Origin of the sequence: uncultured Modestobacter sp. (assembly GCF_947486615.1) — a bacterium.
In the GTDB taxonomy this organism is placed as follows: Bacteria; Actinomycetota; Actinomycetes; order Mycobacteriales; family Geodermatophilaceae; genus Modestobacter.
On record NZ_CANKUD010000007.1, the window covers coordinates 237,234 to 253,939 of the forward strand.

The 16,706-nt window shown below is 74.0% G+C and carries 13 protein-coding genes and 1 tRNA gene; 13 read left to right on the forward strand and 1 reads right to left on the reverse strand.

The genetic code is table 11. The features are described from left to right. The first annotated feature begins 340 nt into the window (after window positions 1-340). The 3 genes from Q1A09_RS14900 to Q1A09_RS14910 all read left to right on the forward strand — a co-directional run bounded on the left by Q1A09_RS14900 (window position 341) and on the right by Q1A09_RS14910 (window position 3,320). The gene (locus tag Q1A09_RS14900; RefSeq protein ID WP_299956270.1) at window positions 341-1,426 is read left to right on the forward strand and encodes a resuscitation-promoting factor; all 1,086 of its coding nucleotides are present in this window, start codon (window positions 341-343) and stop codon (window positions 1,424-1,426) included. Then, the gene (gene rsmA, locus Q1A09_RS14905) at window positions 1,393-2,289 is read left to right on the forward strand and encodes a 16S rRNA (adenine(1518)-N(6)/adenine(1519)-N(6))-dimethyltransferase RsmA (RefSeq protein ID WP_299956272.1); all 897 of its coding nucleotides are present in this window, start codon (window positions 1,393-1,395) and stop codon (window positions 2,287-2,289) included. The genes Q1A09_RS14900 and rsmA overlap by 34 nt, the downstream gene beginning before the upstream one ends. A gap of 62 nt (window positions 2,290-2,351) precedes the next feature. Further along, a complete protein-coding gene (locus tag Q1A09_RS14910) occupies window positions 2,352-3,320 on the forward strand; it encodes a 4-(cytidine 5'-diphospho)-2-C-methyl-D-erythritol kinase (protein ID WP_299956275.1) in 969 nt (322 codons plus the stop codon). 21 nt (window positions 3,321-3,341) lie between these two features. On the opposite strand, the gene Q1A09_RS14915 is transcribed toward Q1A09_RS14910, so the two are convergent. Beyond that, window positions 3,342-3,986 carry a TetR/AcrR family transcriptional regulator gene (locus tag Q1A09_RS14915; RefSeq protein ID WP_299956278.1) on the reverse strand — a complete coding sequence of 215 codons (645 nt, stop codon included), beginning with the start codon at window positions 3,984-3,986 and terminating at the stop codon, window positions 3,342-3,344. A gap of 187 nt (window positions 3,987-4,173) precedes the next feature. On the opposite strand from Q1A09_RS14915, the gene Q1A09_RS14920 reads away from it, so the two are divergent. From Q1A09_RS14920 to Q1A09_RS14965, 10 genes are all read left to right on the forward strand, one after another. Continuing rightward, a tRNA-Gln gene (locus Q1A09_RS14920) sits at window positions 4,174-4,249 on the forward strand. 51 nt (window positions 4,250-4,300) lie between these two features. Beyond that, entirely contained in the window at window positions 4,301-5,824 is a 1,524-nt protein-coding gene (gene glmU, locus Q1A09_RS14925; RefSeq protein ID WP_299956280.1) for a bifunctional UDP-N-acetylglucosamine diphosphorylase/glucosamine-1-phosphate N-acetyltransferase GlmU, read from the forward strand. Further along, a complete protein-coding gene (locus Q1A09_RS14930; protein WP_299956283.1) occupies window positions 5,821-6,801 on the forward strand; it encodes a ribose-phosphate diphosphokinase in 981 nt (326 codons plus the stop codon). The genes glmU and Q1A09_RS14930 overlap by 4 nt, the downstream gene beginning before the upstream one ends. A 417-nt stretch (window positions 6,802-7,218) precedes the next feature. Then, window positions 7,219-7,914, forward strand: coding sequence for a 50S ribosomal protein L25/general stress protein Ctc (locus Q1A09_RS14935; RefSeq protein ID WP_299956286.1), 696 nt, complete (start codon window positions 7,219-7,221; stop codon window positions 7,912-7,914). Between the two features lie 97 nt (window positions 7,915-8,011). After that, window positions 8,012-8,599, forward strand: a complete 588-nt coding sequence (gene pth, locus Q1A09_RS14940) for an aminoacyl-tRNA hydrolase (RefSeq protein WP_299956289.1) — start codon at window positions 8,012-8,014, stop codon at window positions 8,597-8,599. A gap of 284 nt (window positions 8,600-8,883) precedes the next feature. Next, a complete protein-coding gene (locus Q1A09_RS14945) occupies window positions 8,884-10,329 on the forward strand; it encodes a sugar transferase (protein ID WP_299956292.1) in 1,446 nt (481 codons plus the stop codon). A gap of 215 nt (window positions 10,330-10,544) precedes the next feature. Next, window positions 10,545-11,864, forward strand: a complete 1,320-nt coding sequence (locus tag Q1A09_RS14950) for a DUF1972 domain-containing protein (protein WP_299956295.1) — start codon at window positions 10,545-10,547, stop codon at window positions 11,862-11,864. A 49-nt stretch (window positions 11,865-11,913) separates the two neighbouring features. Beyond that, complete coding sequence (locus Q1A09_RS14955) at window positions 11,914-12,675, forward strand: CDP-alcohol phosphatidyltransferase family protein (protein WP_299956298.1); 762 nt, start codon at window positions 11,914-11,916, stop codon at window positions 12,673-12,675. Window positions 12,676-12,941: 266 nt separating this feature from the next. After that, window positions 12,942-13,367 (forward strand): hypothetical protein, encoded by a 426-nt coding sequence (locus Q1A09_RS14960; RefSeq protein WP_299956301.1) that lies wholly within the window; start codon window positions 12,942-12,944, stop codon window positions 13,365-13,367. A 345-nt stretch (window positions 13,368-13,712) separates the two neighbouring features. After that, window positions 13,713-16,706 (forward strand): PKD domain-containing protein (locus Q1A09_RS14965; RefSeq protein ID WP_299956304.1); only part of this gene is annotated, 2,994 nt, incomplete at its 3' end.

Here is a 16,706-nt window from a genome sequence, read left to right on the forward strand (position 1 = left end):
CAGGCATGTGCGTTTGTTCACGGTGGACGATCACCCTCTGGAGCGTCCAACCGGCGTGTGGGTGACTGAACGTGTCGGCGCGCCTGCGGACAGCTGAGTCGACATGTTGGTTTCCTGGCGGAGCACCATTCTCTTCCGTTGGGCGTTCGTTATCGTGTCGTGACCGACCAGCCGGGGTGGGGAACACCCAGGCGACCATCCACCGACCGGGGCCACCCCCGGCCGGCGGCACCGTCGGGCGACACGAGACCGGGCGCCTCCCTCGGGTGGGGTCCGCCGGCTGCTGCCTGCGTTCCCCTGCCCGGGTCCAGTGACCCGTGGATGTGTTGTGCGCCGATCGTTGAAGTTGAGTCTCTTCGCCCTGGTCCTGCTCGGCCTGGTGGGGAGTGCTGCGGCCTACCACCTGGCCCAGAAGTCGTTGACCCTCACCATCGACGGCCAGGCCCGCGAGGTGAGCACCTACGCCGGGACCGCCGGTGAGGTGCTCGCCGACGAGGGGCTGACGCCGACCGCGCAGGACGTCGTCCTGCCGGCGCTGGACACCCGGGTCGGTGACGGCGACACGATCGTGGTCAACCGTGCCCGCCCGCTGTCGCTCACCGTGGACGGTGTGCGGACCGAGCTCTACACGACCGCACTGTCGGTGGACGGCGCGCTGGCCGAGCTCGGCTACCGGGCCGAGGAGCTGGTGCTCTCCACCAGCCGCAGCGAGCGCCTCCCGCTGGACGGCATGGAGCTGGCGGTCACCACCAACAAGGACGTCACGCTGATCGCCGACGGTCAGCAGCGGGTGGTGACCACCGCCGCGGCCACCGCCGGCGACCTGCTCGCCGAGCAGGGCATCGCACTGTCGCCGACCGACCGCACCTCGCTGTACCCCCAGCAGCCGCTGCTGGACGCGATGGTCCTGCGGGTCACCCGCGTCCAGGTCAGCGACGTGACCGAGGTGCAGACGGTCGACTACGAGACGGTGGAGACCCCGGACCCCGCGGCGTTCGAGGGTGACCGCACGGTCACCGCGAAGGGCGCCGAGGGTCAGCGGACCGTCACCTGGCGGGTCACCGTCACCGACGGGGTGGAAACGGGCCGCGAGCAGCTGAGCAGCGTGGTGTCGCAGGAGCCGGTGGCCGAGCAGGTCACGGTCGGCACCAAGGAGAAGCCCGCCGCGGCGGCCGTGGTCACCGCCGACGGGCTGAACTGGGCCGCGCTGGCCAACTGCGAGTCCGGCGGCCGGCCGGACGCGGTCAGCGGCACCGGCAAGTACCGCGGCATGTACCAGTTCTCCACCGGCACCTGGGCCGGGGTCGGCGGCTCCGGCGACCCGGCGGCCGCCTCGGCCGAGGAGCAGACGATGCGGGCCCAGATGCTCTACGCGCGATCCGGTGCCGGTCAGTGGCCGCACTGCGGGTCCCGCCTGTTCGGCTGAGTCGGACACTGAGCACCGTCCCGGAGCAGTCCGACGGGCTGCTGGGCCCCGCGGCCATCCGCGAGCTGGCCCAGCAGCTCGACCTGCGCCCGACCAAGACCCTCGGCCAGAACTTCTTGCACGACGCCAACACCATCCGGCGGATCGTGCGCACCGCCGACCTGGCCGAGGACGACGTCGTCCTGGAGGTCGGCCCCGGGCTGGGCTCGCTCACCCTGGGCCTGCTCGGGGCGTGCGCGCACGTCACCGCGGTCGAGATCGACCCCCGGCTGGCCGACCAGCTGCCGCACACCGTGGCCGCCCGGGCGCCCCAGCTCGCCGGGCGGCTGACCGTGGTCACCGCCGACGCGCTGCGGGTGACCGAGCTGCCCGGGCGGGCGCCCACCGCCCTGGTGGCCAACCTGCCGTACAACATCGCCGTGCCGGTGCTGCTGCACCTGCTGGAGCTGCTGCCCTCCCTGCGCACCGCACTGGTGCTGGTGCAGGCCGAGGTCGCCGATCGGCTGGCCGCCGCCCCGGGCTCCGCGGCGTACGGCGTGCCGAGTGTGAAGGCGGCCTGGTACGCCGACGTCCGGCGGGCGGGGAACGTCCCGCGACCGGTGTTCTGGCCGGTGCCCAACGTCGACTCGGGGCTGGTCGCGCTGCACCGCCGGCCCGCGCCGGAGGGCGACCGGGCGGCGACCTTCGCGGTCATCGACGCCGCCTTCGCCACCCGGCGCAAGGGGCTGCGCGCCGCCCTGGCCGGGTGGGCGGGCAGCCCGGCCGCGGCCGAGGCCCGGCTGCGGGCCGCCGGCATCGACCCCACCACCCGCGGCGAGCGGCTGTCGGTCACCGAGTTCGCCCGCCTGGCGGCCACCCCGTAGGTCGGCTGCCCACCCGCCGAGCCTGGGGACGGCGCGACGGCGGGCCGTGGCAGGGTGAGTGGATGAACCACGCGACCTCCGGGGGGCCGGGCCGGCTGGCCGGCAACGGCGCCGTCGTGGCCCGGGCGCCGGCGAAGGTCAACGTGCACCTGGGCGTCGGTCCGCTCCGTCCGGACGGCTTCCACGAGCTGCAGACGGTCTTCCTCGCCGTGTCGCTGTTCGACACCGTCACCGTGCGCCCGGCCGAGGGCCTCTCGCTGACCGTCCGGGGCGAGGGGTCGGCCGCGGGGGACGGCCCGGCCAGCGTGCCCGCCGACCGGCGGAACCTGGTGTGGCAGGCCGCCGAGCTGCTGGCCCGGCACGCCGGGGTGACCGCCGACGCGCACCTGGAGGTGGACAAGTCGATCCCGGCCGCCGCCGGGCTGGCCGGGGGCAGCGCGGACGCCGCCGCGACCCTGGTGGCCCTGGACGCGCTCTGGGGGACCCGGGCCACCCGCGGCGACCTCGCCCGGCTGGCGGCGCAGCTGGGCAGCGACGTCCCGTTCAGCCTGCTGGGCGGTGTGGCGCTGGGCACCGGGCGCGGTGAGCAGCTGTCCCCGGTGCTGGCCCGCCGGCGCTGGGACTGGGTGCTGGGCATCGCGGGGGAGGGACTGTCGACCCCCACGGTCTACGCCGAGCTCGACGCCCTGCGGGCCGACGGCAGCCTCCCGGACGGCGCTGACCTGATCTCGCCCGAGCCGGTCATCGCGGCGCTGCGCAGTGGCCCGGCCGAGGCGCTGGCGGCCGCGCTGGACAACGACCTGCAGGCGCCGGCCCTGCGGCTGCGTCCCGAGCTGCGCCACGCGCTGGCGGCAGCGACCGGGGCGGGTGCACCGGCGGCGCTGGTCAGTGGGTCCGGGCCGACGGTGGCCGCGCTGGCCGCCGACGAGGACGACGCCGTCCGGCTGGCGGCGGAGCTGGCCGGCGCCGGGGTCTTCCGGGACGTGCGCGCGGTGCACGGCCCGGTGCCCGGCGCCCGCCTGGTGGGCTGAGCGGCCGACCGTCGCGTCGGCTCAGGGGCGGCCGGCGAGGCCCGGGGACGGCTCGAGGTGGGAGAGCCCGTGGTAGGCCAGGTTCACCAGGTGGGCGGCGACCTCCTGCTTGCCCGGTGACCGGGTGTCCAGCCACCACTGCCCGACCAGCGCCACCATGCCGACCAGGGCCTGGCTGTACAGCTCGGCCAGTGCCGGGTCGTAGCCGCGCAGCCGGAACTGGTCGCCCAGCACGTGCTCGACCTTGCTGGCCACCTCGCTGATCAGCGAGGAGAACCCGCCGTCGGTGCCGGCGACGGGGGAGTCGCGCACGAGCACCCGGAAGCCGTCGGCCTCCTCCTCGATGTAGTCCAGCAGCACCAGCGCCGCGCGCTCCAGCAGCTCCCGGGGATGGCCCCTGGTCGACAGCGCGGAGCTGAACCGGTCCAGCAGTCGCTGCATCTCCCGGTCCACGACGACGGCGTAGAGCCCCTCCTTCCCCCCGAAGTGCTCGTAGACCACCGGCTTGGAGACGTCGGCGCGGGCCGCGATCTCCTCGATCGAGGTGGCCTCGTAGCCGCGCTGGGCGAACAGCTCGCGGCCGACGTCCACCAGCTGCCGGCGGCGCTGCGCGCCGGTCATCCGCACCCGCGGCCGGCCGGCACCGGGGTCGGCAGGGGAGCTCATGCGGCCATCGTCCTCTGCCGGTGCACCCGGCTGCCCGGGTCCCTCCGCCGGGTGGTGCCGGACGGGCCCGCCGCCCGTGCTGGGTGCCCGGCAGGGCGCACGGCCCTAGGCTCTGGGGGTCCGCCGGTCCGCCGGCGGCGCCGCCGCGACCGCACCGCCCGGGGACGTCCCGGAGGGGCAGCGGCGATGGGGGATGGGGTAATCGGCAGCCCGCCGGCCTTTGGAGCCGTGCAGTCTCGGTTCGAGTCCGAGTCCCCCAGCCAGTCCGGCCCGCCCGTTCCGGTGGACCGCCGCACGTCGTCCCGAGGAGATCCGTGAGCCCGCAGGACACCCCCACCACCGTCGGCGCCGTCGTCGTCCTCGCGGCCGGCCAGGGCACCCGGATGCGCTCGCGCACCCCCAAGGTGCTGCACGAGATCGGCGGGCGCAGCCTCCTCGGCCACGTGCTCGCCGCGGCCGAGCCACTCGGGGCCGCGCAGACCGTGGTCGTGGTCGGGTCCGGCCGGGACGCCGTGGAGGAGCACCTGACCCGGATCGCGCCCGGCGCCCTGCCGGTGGTGCAGGAGCAGCAGAACGGCTCCGGGCACGCGGCGGCCGTGGCGCTCGACGCGCTGGCCGAGGTGACCGGCGCGGTGCTCATCGTCAACGGGGACGCGCCCCTGCTGCGGGCCGAGACGCTGACCCGGCTCGTGGCCGCGCACGGGCAGGACGGCGACGTGCTCACCGTCCTCACCGCCGACGTCGCCGACCCGACCGGGCTGGGCCGGATCGTCCGGGACGGCTCCGGTGCGGTGCTCGCCATCGTCGAGGAGAAGGACGCCGACCCGGCCCAGCGGGCGATCACCGAGGTCAACGCCGGGGTGTACGTGGGCGACGCCGCCGCCGTGCGGGAGGCGCTCACCCGGGTCGGATCGGGCAACCAGCAGGGCGAGCAGTACCTGACCGACGTGCTCGGCCTGCTCGTCGGGGACGGCCGGAAGGTCGGCGGGCACCGCGCCGAGGACGCCGACGACACCCTCGGCTGCAACGACCAGCGCGAGCTGGCCGCCCGCCGCCGCACCATGAACGACCGGGTCCTCGACGACCTGATGCGGGCCGGCGTGGTGGTGGTCGACCCGCTCACCACCTGGGTCGACGTGACCGTCGACGTCGCCGCCGAGGCGGTGCTGCACCCGGGCACCCAGCTGCGCGGCGCCACCACCGTCGCCGCCGGTGCGGTGGTCGGCCCGGACAGCACGCTGGTCGACTGCGAGGTCGGTGAGGGCGCCTCCGTCGTCCGGTCGCACTGCCAGCTGGCGGTCGTCGGCCCGGCAGCGACCGTCGGGCCCTTCAGCTACCTCCGGCCCGGCACCCAGCTGGGCCGCGGTGCGAAGGTGGGCGCCTACGTCGAGACCAAGAACGTCCAGGTCGGCGAGGGCTCGAAGGTGCCGCACCTGTCCTACGTGGGCGACGCGACGATCGGGCGGGGCAGCAACATCGGCGCCGCCACGGTGTTCGTCAACTACGACGGGGTCGACAAGCACCACACGACGATCGGCGACCACGTCCGCGTCGGCTCCGACACGATGCTCGTGGCGCCGGTCACGGTCGGCGACGGTGCCTACACCGCGGCCGGCTCGGTGATCACCGACGACGTCCCGCCCGGGGCGATGGGCGTCGCCCGGGCCCGGCAGCGCAATGTGGCAGGCTGGGTCGGACGACGGCGTCCAGGGACGCCCGCAGCCCAGGCTGCAGCAGCCGCCGGTGGTGCGGCCTCCGAGCCCGCGACCGACACCGGCGACGCGGGGTCCCCGAGCCGGTCCACGGCCACGGACGATGAACAGCAGGGACGACGATGAGCGTGATCCGGCAGACCACCAACAAGAGCCTGATGCTCTTCTCGGGGCGCGCGTACCCCGAGCTGGCGACCGAGATCGCCGGGCACCTGGGCGTGACCCCCACCCCGACCGCCGCCTACGAGTTCGCCAACGGCGAGCTGTTCGTGCGGTTCGAGGAGTCGGTGCGCGGCTCCGACGCCTTCGTCGTGCAGAGCCACACCGCACCGATCAACACCTGGCTGATGGAACAGCTGATCATGGTCGACGCGCTCAAGCGCGCCTCCGCCAAGCGGATCACCGTGGTCGCCCCGTTCTTCCCCTACGCCCGGCAGGACAAGAAGCACCGCGGCCGCGAGCCCATCTCCGCACGGCTGGTCGCCGACATGTTCAAGACCGCCGGCGCGGACCGGTTGATGACCGTCGACCTGCACACCGCGCAGATCCAGGGCTTCTTCGACGGCCCCGTCGACCACCTGTTCGCCATGGACCTGCTCATCGACGAGGTCAAGCGCAAGTGGGGCGGCCGCGACCTCACCGTCGTCTCGCCCGACTCCGGCCGCGTCCGGGTCTCCGAGCGGTGGAGCGACAAGCTCGGCGGCACCCCGCTGGCCTTCATCCACAAGACCCGCGACGTCAGCCGCCCCAACGAGGTCGTCGCCAACCGCGTCGTCGGTGAGGTCGAGGGCCGGGTCTGCATCCTGGTCGACGACATGATCGACACCGGCGGCACCATCGCCAAGGCCGCCGAGACGCTGTTCTCCGCCGGCGCGGCCGACGTGATCATCGCCGCCACGCACGGCGTGCTCTCCGGCCAGGCCGTGGACCGGCTGAAGAACAGCCGGGTCAGCGAGGTCATCGTCACCAACACGCTGCCCATCGAGCCGGCCCGCCAGTTCGACAAGCTCACCGTCCTCTCGATCGCCCCGCTGCTCGGCCGGGCGATCAAGGAGGTCTTCGAGGACGGCAGTGTGACGAGTCTGTTCGGCGGGGCTTCGTAGTCTGCGACCCTCCGGGCCGCACCGCGGCCAGGAGCCGTTCCCCGGGTGAGTTGAGCCGTTTCCCGCGGCGGCGTCAGGAGCCTCCGGCCCCGTGACGCCGACGCGGACGGGCCCGGCTGCGGTGCTGGGCGGGAGCCTCCGGCCCCGCGCCCAGCACCGCAGACGCCCCTGCGGGGCGGGGGCCCGGGGTCCCTCCGCTGGTGGCGTTCCCATCGGCGGGGCGGCGGGCCACTGGGGCGGGTGTTGAGGGGCTGCTCGGTGAGGTCGGGTTCCTTGCTCGTGTAACCTCTGTCGAGTTGCCCGGCGAGGGAGACGGTCTGAGCTGTCTCCGTGATCGACGTGCGTGTGCCTCCAGGGGTGTGCCGCGGTCGAGTGCCGGCACACAGACCCGATCCACCTGTTGAGGAGCACACCACCGTGGCCGACTTCCGCCTCGTCGCCGAGCCCCGCACCGAGTTCGGCAAGGGCAGTGCCCGTCGCACCCGCCGGGCCGGGCGCGTCCCCGCCGTCATGTACGGACACGGCCAGGACGTCGTCCACCTGTCCGTGCCGGCGCTCGAGTTCGCCGCCGTGCTGCGCAACGGCGGCACCAACGCGCTGATCACCGTCACCCTCGACGGCAAGGACCAGCTCGTGCTGATCAAGGCCGTGCAGCGCGACCCGCTGACCCGCGTCCACGAGCACGTCGACCTGGTGGCCGTGCGCCGGGGCGAGAAGGTCACCGTCGACGTCCCGGTGATCATCGTCGGCTCGCCCGCACCGGACACGATCAGCAACCACCAGCTGAACACCGTCTCCCTCGAGGCCGACGCCACCAACCTGCCCGAGTCGATCGAGGTCGACATCACCGGCCGCACCGCCGGCAACGGCGTCACCGCCGGCGACCTGCCGCTGCCGACCGGGGCCACCCTGATCACCGACCCGGAGGCGCTGGTCATCGGCTTCCTGGGCGCCCCGACCGCCGCCGAGCTGGAGGCCGAGCTCGAGGAGGCCGAGGCCGAGGCCGGCATCGAGCGCGACGAGTCCGACGCCGACGGCGACGTCGTCCCGGAGCCGCAGGACCAGGGCAGCGGCGAGTCCATGGACTCCGCCGAGAAGTCCAACGACGCCTGATCCCGGCACGCACCGGAGCACGACACTGGACGAGAGCACGACCCGCAGGGGCGCCGGCGCTGCCGGCGCCCCTGCGGCGTCTCCTGAGCCCACGCCCGTGTCCGAGGGGCCGTTCCTGGTCGTCGGGCTGGGCAACCCCGGACCCGGCTACGCCGGCAACCGGCACAACGTCGGCGCCATGGTGCTGGCCGAGCTCGCCTCGCGTGCCGGCGTACGACTGTCCGCGGGCAAGGGCCCCCGCGCCCGGGCGCTGTCCGGAGAGGGCCGGCTCGCCGGCCGCCGGGTGGTGCTCGCGCAGCCGCTCACCTACATGAACGAGTCCGGTGGCCCGGTGCGTGGGCTGCTGGACTACCACCACCTGCCGGCCACCGACCTGGTCGTGGTGCACGACGAGCTCGACATCGCCTTCGAGACGGTGCGGCTCAAGCGCGGCGGGGGAGAGGGCGGCCACAACGGCCTGCGCTCCATCTCCCGGTCCACCGGCACCAAGGACTACCTGCGGGTGCGGGTCGGCATCGGCCGTCCGCCCGGTCGGCAGGACCCCGCGGACTTCGTGCTGAAGGACTTCTCCGCCACCGAGCGGAAGACCCTCGACCTGCTCGTCGTCGAGGCGGCGGACGCGACGGAGCTGCTCCTCGAGCGCGGCCTGGAGGCTGCGCAGAACGTGGTCCACCCGCGCAGCTGAGCACTCTCCGTGGCCGCTGCCACGGACGAGTGGTCGTCCCGCCGACGGCCCGCACCATCGGGTGAACACCCGGCGCACGGATTGCCCTCGCTCGTCACCTTCTGTGATCGTCACTCTCAGTCGCCATCGAGTCGGCGAACATCACGGAAGAGCTGGTGATGTCGCCCTCTCGTGGCTCGGACATGACCGAGGGTCATCGACTGGTCGGAGGGGGAGCGTTGCTTCTCGAGCGCGTAGGGAGCACCGAGGTCGCGGGGCACGTCTCCGCCGCACAGCCGGTCCGGTTGCTGCCCACTCCGTCAGGTGCCCCTGCTGCCGGGGTCGGCCACCACCGGGCAGACCGCTGGGCGGCGCGGCACCGCGCCCGGCTGGTGGGTGCCGAGGTCGCGCTCGCCGGTGTCGCATCCGCCGTGGTGCTGCTGACCCGGGACGGCGCCGGGCTCGGGGGCAGCCCGTTGCTCTGGGCCGGCCTCGCCCTGGTGGTCACCTGGCCGGCGCTGCTGGGGGTCACCGGCGCCTACGAGGAGCGGAGCTTCGGCGTCGGCAGTGACGAGTTCCGCCGGGTCGGGCGGGCCGGCTTCCTGCTGCTGGCCGGCTTGGGGTTCGTCAGCTACGCCGCCGAGCTCGACCTGAGCCGCGCGCTGGTCGTCGTCGCCGTCCCCGCGCTGACCCTCGCCACCCTGGTCGAGCGCTACGTCGCCCGCCGCGCGCTGCACCGCCAGCGGGCGGCCGGCCGTTGCGTGAAGCGGGTCGTGGTCGTCGGCCGCGGTGGCGCGGTGCTGGAGCTGGTCGACCGGCTGCGCCGCACCCACCACGCCGGGCTGGACGTGGTGGCCGCCTGCGTGACCCCCGACGACCGCTCCCGGGTCGCCCGCGCGGTCGGCCTCCCGGTCGCCGGCCTGGACGACGTCCTGGCCACGGCCCGGCAGATGAACGCCGACACGATCGCCGTCACGTCGGCCAGCGAGACCGCCGCCCAGTACCTGCGGGCGCTGTCGTGGCAGCTCGAGGGGACCGGCCTGGAACTGCTGGTCGCTCCCGGGCTGGTCGAGGTGGCCGGCCCCCGGCTGCACATCCGTCCCTTCGACGGGCTGCCGCTGCTGTCGGTCGAGCAGCCCCGGTTCGAGGGCTGGCGCCGCGTGGTCAAGGGCGCCCTGGACCGCTCGATCGCCCTGCTGGCCCTGCTCGCGCTCTCGCCGCTGCTGGCGGGGCTCGCGCTGGCCGTGCGGCTGTCCAGCGCCGGCCCGGTGCTCTTCCGTCAGCAGCGCATCGGGCTGAACGGCCAGCCGTTCACCATGCTCAAGCTCCGCAGCATGGTCCAGGGCGCCGACCAGCAGGTCGCCGGGCTCTCCGACGGGAACGACGCCGACGGCCTGCTCTTCAAGATCCGGCACGACCCGCGGGTGACGCCGGTCGGCCGCTGGATGCGCCGGCTCTCCCTGGACGAGCTGCCCCAGCTGGTGAACGTGCTCAACGGCAGCATGTCGCTGGTCGGGCCGCGGCCCCCGCTGCCCGTCGAGGTGGCCCGCTACGACAGCTCGGTCAGCCGCCGGCTGCTGGTCAAGCCCGGCCTGACCGGCCTCTGGCAGATCTCCGGGCGCAGCGACCTGCCGTGGGAGGAGGCGGTGCGGCTGGACCTGCGGTACGTGGAGAACTGGTCGCTCGCGCTGGACGTGCAGATCCTCTGGAAGACCGCGCGCGCCGTGGTCACCGCCTCCGGCGCCTACTGACCGGCCCGGCCGGCCCACCCTCGGCGGGGTGGCGCGGCGTCCTCCCTCTGGGTGACGGCACCGCCACGAAGGGCGACGAGGGGTGCGGATCGGGGAAGGGTCTGTCCTGGCGTGCCCGCGAGGGGCGCCACACCGTCGCGGCACACGTGGTGGCACACCTGGTGGCGAGGCCCTCGAGGAGGGCCCCGCGCCACAGGGAGAACGGAGCGGGAGCCATGCCAGCGAGCACGTCCCGAAGACTGCGGATCGCACTGGTCGGCACCCGCGGGGTCCCCGCGCGCTACGGCGGGTTCGAGACGGCCGTCGAGGAGGTCGGACGGCGGCTGGTCGAGGCCGGGCACGACGTCGTCGTGTACTGCCGGACCACCACCGGCGGTCCCCGGCCGGCCACCCACCTGGGGATGCGGCTGGTGCACCTGCCCGCCCTCCGCCGCCGCTCGCTGGAGACGCTGAGCCACACCGGCCTGTCGGTGGCCCACCTCATGGCCCACCGGGTGGACGCCGCGATCGTCTTCAACGCCGCCAACGCCCCGTGGCTCCCGCTGCTGCGGGCGGCCGGCATCCCGGTGGCCACGCACGTCGACGGCCTGGAGTGGAAGCGCGCCAAGTGGGGCTCCGTCGGCAAGCGGTACTACCGGGTCGTCGAGGCGCTGTCGGTCCGCTGGTCCGATGCGCTCATCGCCGACGCGCAGGGCATCGCCGACTACTACCGCGACGAGTTCGCGGCGCCGACCGAGCTGATCGCCTACGGCGCACCCAAGACCGACGGCGTCGGGTCCGAGCTGCTCGCGGACGTCGGGCTGACCTCCCGCGGCTACCACCTCGTCGTCGCCCGCTTCGAGCCGGAGAACCACGTCGACGTGATCGTGGACGGCTACCGGCGCAGCGACGCCGAGCTGCCGCTCGTGGTCGTGGGCTCCGCGCCCTACGCCGACGACTACACCCGCCGCGTGCACACCCTCGCCGACGACCGGGTGCGCTTCCTGGGCGGCGTCTGGGACCAGGACCTGCTCGACCAGCTCTACGCCAACTGCGCCACCTACCTGCACGGGCACTCCGTCGGTGGGACGAACCCCTCGCTGCTGCGCGCCATCGGGGCCGGTGCGGCGACGATCGCCTACGACGTCTCCTTCAACCGCGAGGTGCTGGAGAGCAGCGGGCGCTACTTCCGCACGCCCGACGGCGTGCGCGCCGCCGTGACCGAGGCCGAGGCCGACCCCCAGCAGCTGCGCAGCCGGGGGAAGCGAGCCCGGCTGTTCGCCGCACGCTACGACTGGGACCAGGTGGCCACCGCCTACGAGGAGCTCTGCCGCCGGCTGGTCGGGCGGTCCTTCCCGAGCTCCCGCCCCAGCGGTCGACGGCTCCGCCTCGGCCCGGCCGCCGGTACCCGCATCGACGAGTGGCCGGCGCCGACGACGGACTCCACGCAGGATGGAGGGGCTCCGCGGCCACGCCGGACGGCGGAGCGGCCGGCTCCCCGCGCCGCCGCACCTGCCCCGGTGGATTTCCCGTCGGCCCGGACGGCGCAGTCGTGAACGCGTCGCCGTCCCGGCCGCAGCCGCCTCGTGCCGGTGGGGTGGCCCGGTGACCGCGAGCACAGCTCGCGTCGCGCCCCGCCCGGAGGGCACCGTCGCCGACACCGTCCGCCGGCTGGCCGGCGCCCAGAAGGGCGCGCACGGAGCACCCGCCTACTCGCGCTTCGTCAACCGCCCGCTCGGGAGGGTGTTCGCGGCGCTCGCCTTCCACGCGCGGCTCACCCCGAACGCCGTCACCGGCCTCAGCGCCGTCGCCACCTTCAGTGGCATCGCCACCCTCGCCCTGGCCCGGCCGTCCTGGCCGACCGGGGTGGCCGTGACGGTGCTGCTGGTGCTCGGCTACGCCCTCGACTCCGCGGACGGTCAGCTGGCGCGGCTGCGCGGTGGCGGATCGCCGTCGGGTGAGTGGCTCGACCACATGGTGGACTCGCTCAAGATCGCCAGCCTGCACCTCGCGTTGTTGATCGGCTGGTACCGCTTCGACTACGTCGACCGGGAGGCGTGGCTGCTGCTGCCGCTGGCCTTCTCCGTCGTCTCGGTCGTGCTGTTCTTCGCCACGCTGCTCAACGAGGCGCTGCGGGCCCAGCACGGTGCCCGGATGCGTGCCGCGCGCGGAGGGGAGCGGCCCAGCACGCTCCGCTCACTGTTGGTGGTGCCGACCGACTACGGGCTCCTCTGCCTGGTGTTCGCACTCCTCGGCGCCCCAGCGGTCTTCCTGACCGCCTACGGGCTGCTGTTCCTCGCCACGGCCGCCTACCTGGCCCTGGCCTGCGTCAAGTGGTTCGGCGAGATGGGGAGGCTGACGGCGTGAGCACCGCAGCAGCAGACCGACCAGCGAGCCGGTGGACCCGGCGACGGTGGGCCCTGGCGTCGGTCGGAGTCGCGCTGGCGGTCCTGGCCGTCGTCCTGGTCCTGGTGCTGACGGGTGGGGAGGACGGGGGTCGGCGGGATGCGGCGGGTGCCACCACCACGTCGTCCGCGAGCCCGGCGCCCAGCGGTTCGCCGAGCGCGACCACGACCGCCGACCCGGGTGGGACGGCGACCTCCGGACCGGCCGCGACACCCACGGAGCCGGCTGTGCCCGGGCCGGTCACCGGCATCCCCGCGATGCTGGCCCCGGTCGCCCTGGACGAGGCCGCAGTGACGACCGACGGGCTCACGGTCACCCTCCCGGCCATCGAGGCGATCGACGCGGTGGGCACCGGCCCGGGCAACGTGAGCGGTCCGGCGTTGGCGGTCACGGTCCGGGTGGCCAACGGCACCGCCGAGCCGATCTCCCTGGACGGGGTGCAGGTCACCGTCGCCTACTCGGAGGAGGAGACGGCAGCCTCGCCGGTCAACGACCCGGCGGCGGCCCCGGTCCAGGGTGTCCTGGCCCCGGGCGCCTCGGCGCAGGGGCGCTACGTCTTCTCCGTGCCCGTCGGTGGGCGGGGCCTGGTCACGGTGATCGTCGGTCACGCCGCCGGGGCACCGCTGCTGGTCTTCCAGGGGCCGGTGGGCTGACGCCTCCCACCCACCGCCCGGCGACCGTCGAGCCCGCACCCCGAGCACGGGGTGCGGGCTCGTTCGGCGTCCGGGGGCCGGTGGGCGACGTCCTCGCACCCATCGCCCGGCGACCGTCGGGCCCGTACCGGGACACGGGTGCGCGCTGTCGGCGTCCACGGATCGGAGGCCGCGCTCTGCACACAGAGTGATATTGGTTGACTACACCACGTCATGACCGTTCACCCGTCCGACTGCTCAGCTGCCCCGATGTACCCGATCAGGGGGTGACGAGGCGGTGATCATCACGCTTAGTATCCGAGAGTCCAGTCGGGCAACTACGCGGCGTGAGCGGGGACATCGGCAATGAACGTACTGAGGACGACCAGTCGGGCGGCGGTCGCCGGGCTGCTGAGCATGGCCCTCTTCGCCGGGGCGCTCGCGCTCGTGCCGGCTGCGGCACGCGCCGACTCGGCACCCGTGGACCCCGCGAACCCGCTCTCGCCCACCACCGTGACCGCCGATGCGCTGCCCACCGTGCAGATCGACGGCGTCGCCTGGTCGCAGGCCGTCGTCGGCAACACCGTCTACGTGGCCGGCAGGTTCACCTCTGCCCGCCCGGCCGGGGCACCGGCCGGCACGCAGGAGACCAGGCGCAACAACCTCCTCGCGTACGACATCCGCACCGGCAACCTGATCACCTCCTTCGCCCCGGATCTCAACGGTCAGGCCCTGGTGGTGACCGCCTCGCCGGACGGCTCCCGGATCTACGTCGGCGGCGACTTCACCACCGCCGATGGCCAGGCCCGCTACCGGGTCGCGGCCTACAGCACTGCCACCGGGCAGCTGGTGCCGGACTTCAGGCCGATCGCCGGCTACCAGGTGCAGACGATCGCGGTCAGCGGGTCCACCGTCTACCTCGGCGGCGGCTTCTCCTCGATGAACGGCTCCCCGCGCAGCCGGCTCGCCGCGGTCAGCGCCACGGACGGCAGCCTCCTGCCCTGGGCGCCGCAGGCCGGGGCCGGGGTCAACGCCAACGGCAGCACCGCCGTCAACTACTCCGTGATGGGCATGGTGGTGACCGACGGGGGGTCCAAGGTCGTCGTGGGCGGCCGGTTCGGCACGCTGAACGGCGTGGCGACCAGCGGCATCGGCGCGGTGGACGCCGTCACCGGCGCGACCCTGCCCTTCGCGGTGGGCCAGCTGGTGACCAACCAGGGCGACAACGCCGCGATCTACAGCCTCTCCACCGACGGCACCAACGTGTACGCCACCGGTTACGACTACTACGGGCCGGGCAACGTCGAGGGCGCTCTGGCGGCGAACGCCTCCACCGGCGAGCTGGTCTGGATGGGCGACTGCCACGGCGACACCTACTCCAGCGTGCCGATCGGCGGGGCCGTCTACATCGCCGGGCACCCGCACGTCTGCAGCAACATCGGTGGCTTCCCCGAGTCAAGCCCGCGCGTCTCGGAGTACGCCATCGCCTACAGCGCCGTCCCCAGCGACGCCACCGTCGGCTCGGCGACCGTCGGCAACAAGCAGTTCGTCGGCAAGGCCGCGCCGGCGGTCCTCGACTGGTACCCGACCTTCCTCTCCGGGACGGTCACCGGGCAGGGCCAGGCCGGCTGGTCGGTCTCCGGCAACAGCCAGTACGTCGTCTACGCCGGGGAGTTCCCCGGCGTGAACAACAAGGCGCAGGCCGGGCTCGTCCGGTTCGCCGTCTCCAGCCTGGCGCCGAACGCCATCGGGCCGGTGAGCAGCGCCGCGCTGACCCCGGACGTCAGCTCGTTCACCGCCGGCTCTGCGCGGGTCAGCTGGTCCACCACGACCGACCGGGACAACGGCACGCTCACCTACTCGGTCTACCGCGACGGGGGCTCCGTCCCGGTGTTCCAGACGGCCACGCGGTCGGCTCACCGGCAGAGCGCCACCCGGCTCGGATTCCTCGACACCGGACTCACGGGTGGGGCGCAGCACAGCTACCGGGTGGTCGTCTCCGACGCCTTCGGCAACACCGTGACCAGCGGATCCACCTCGGTCACCGTGGCCACCACCGGCCCCTCGGCCGGGGGTGCGTACGCCGCGACGGTGCGCGCCGACGGCGCCGTCGACCAGTGGCGGCTGGGGGAGACCAGCGGCTCGACCGGCTACGACTTCGGCACCGCGGGCCTGGACCTCGCCGTCTCCAGCGGGGTCAGCCGGGGACGCGCAGGCGCCCTGACCGGTGACGACGACACCGCCGCACAGTTCAGCGGCACCTCCCGCGGGCTGGCGGCCACGCAGACGGCGATCGCGGGCCCGCAGACCTTCTCCATCGAGACGTTCGTGAAGACGACCTCGGGCAGCGGCGGGAAGCTGATCGGCTTCGGGTCCTCCCGGACCAGCACGACCAGCGGCAGCTACGACCGGCACCTGTACCTGGACCGCTCCGGGTACCTGTACTTCGGCGTGTACCCGAACGCGGAGCGGGTCCTGAAGACCCCCAGCCGGGTCAACGACGGCCGGTGGCACCAGGTCGTGGCGACCCTGTCGGCGCAGGGGATGGCGCTCTACGTCGACGGTGAGCTCGTGGCCGAGCGCGCCGACACGACGGCTGCCCAGGTCTACAACGGCTACTGGCGGCTTGGCGGGGACAGCACCTGGGGCGGCAACGGCACGTGGTTCAGCGGCCAGCTCGACGAGGTGGCCGTCTACCCGACCGCCCTGACGGCGGCCCAGGTGGCCAGCCACTACTCGGTGGCCACCACCGGCGAGGCGGTCAACGTCCCGCCGACGGCCTCCTTCACGGTGGACACCGCCGACCTGACCGCACGGTTCGACGCCACCAACTCCACGGACCCCGACGGCAGGGTCGTGACGTCCGCCTGGGACTTCGGTGACGGCACGACCGGGACCGGGACGACGGCGTCGCACACCTACGCCGCGGCCGGCACGTACACCGTGCGGCTGACGGTCACCGACGACGACGGTGCCACCGGCACCGTCACCCGTGAGGTCACGGTCCTGGCACCGCCGGTCAACGTGGTCCCGACGGCGGCCTTCGTGGCCACGACCGACGCGCTGACCGTTGCGTTCGACGGCTCCGGGTCGGTCGACCCCGACGGCTCGGTCGTGGACTCGGCCTGGGACTTCGGTGACGGCACGACCGGGACGGGGACGACGGCGTCGCACACCTACGCCGAGGCCGGCACGTACACCGTGCGGCTGACGGTGACCGACGACGACGGTGCCACCGGCACCGTCACCGAGCAGGTCACCGTGACCGCAGCGCCCGCCCCCATCGCGACCGACGTGTTCGGTCGGGAGGTGGCCGGTGGCTGGGGTGCGGCTGACCTGGGTGGGGTCTGGGCGATCGCC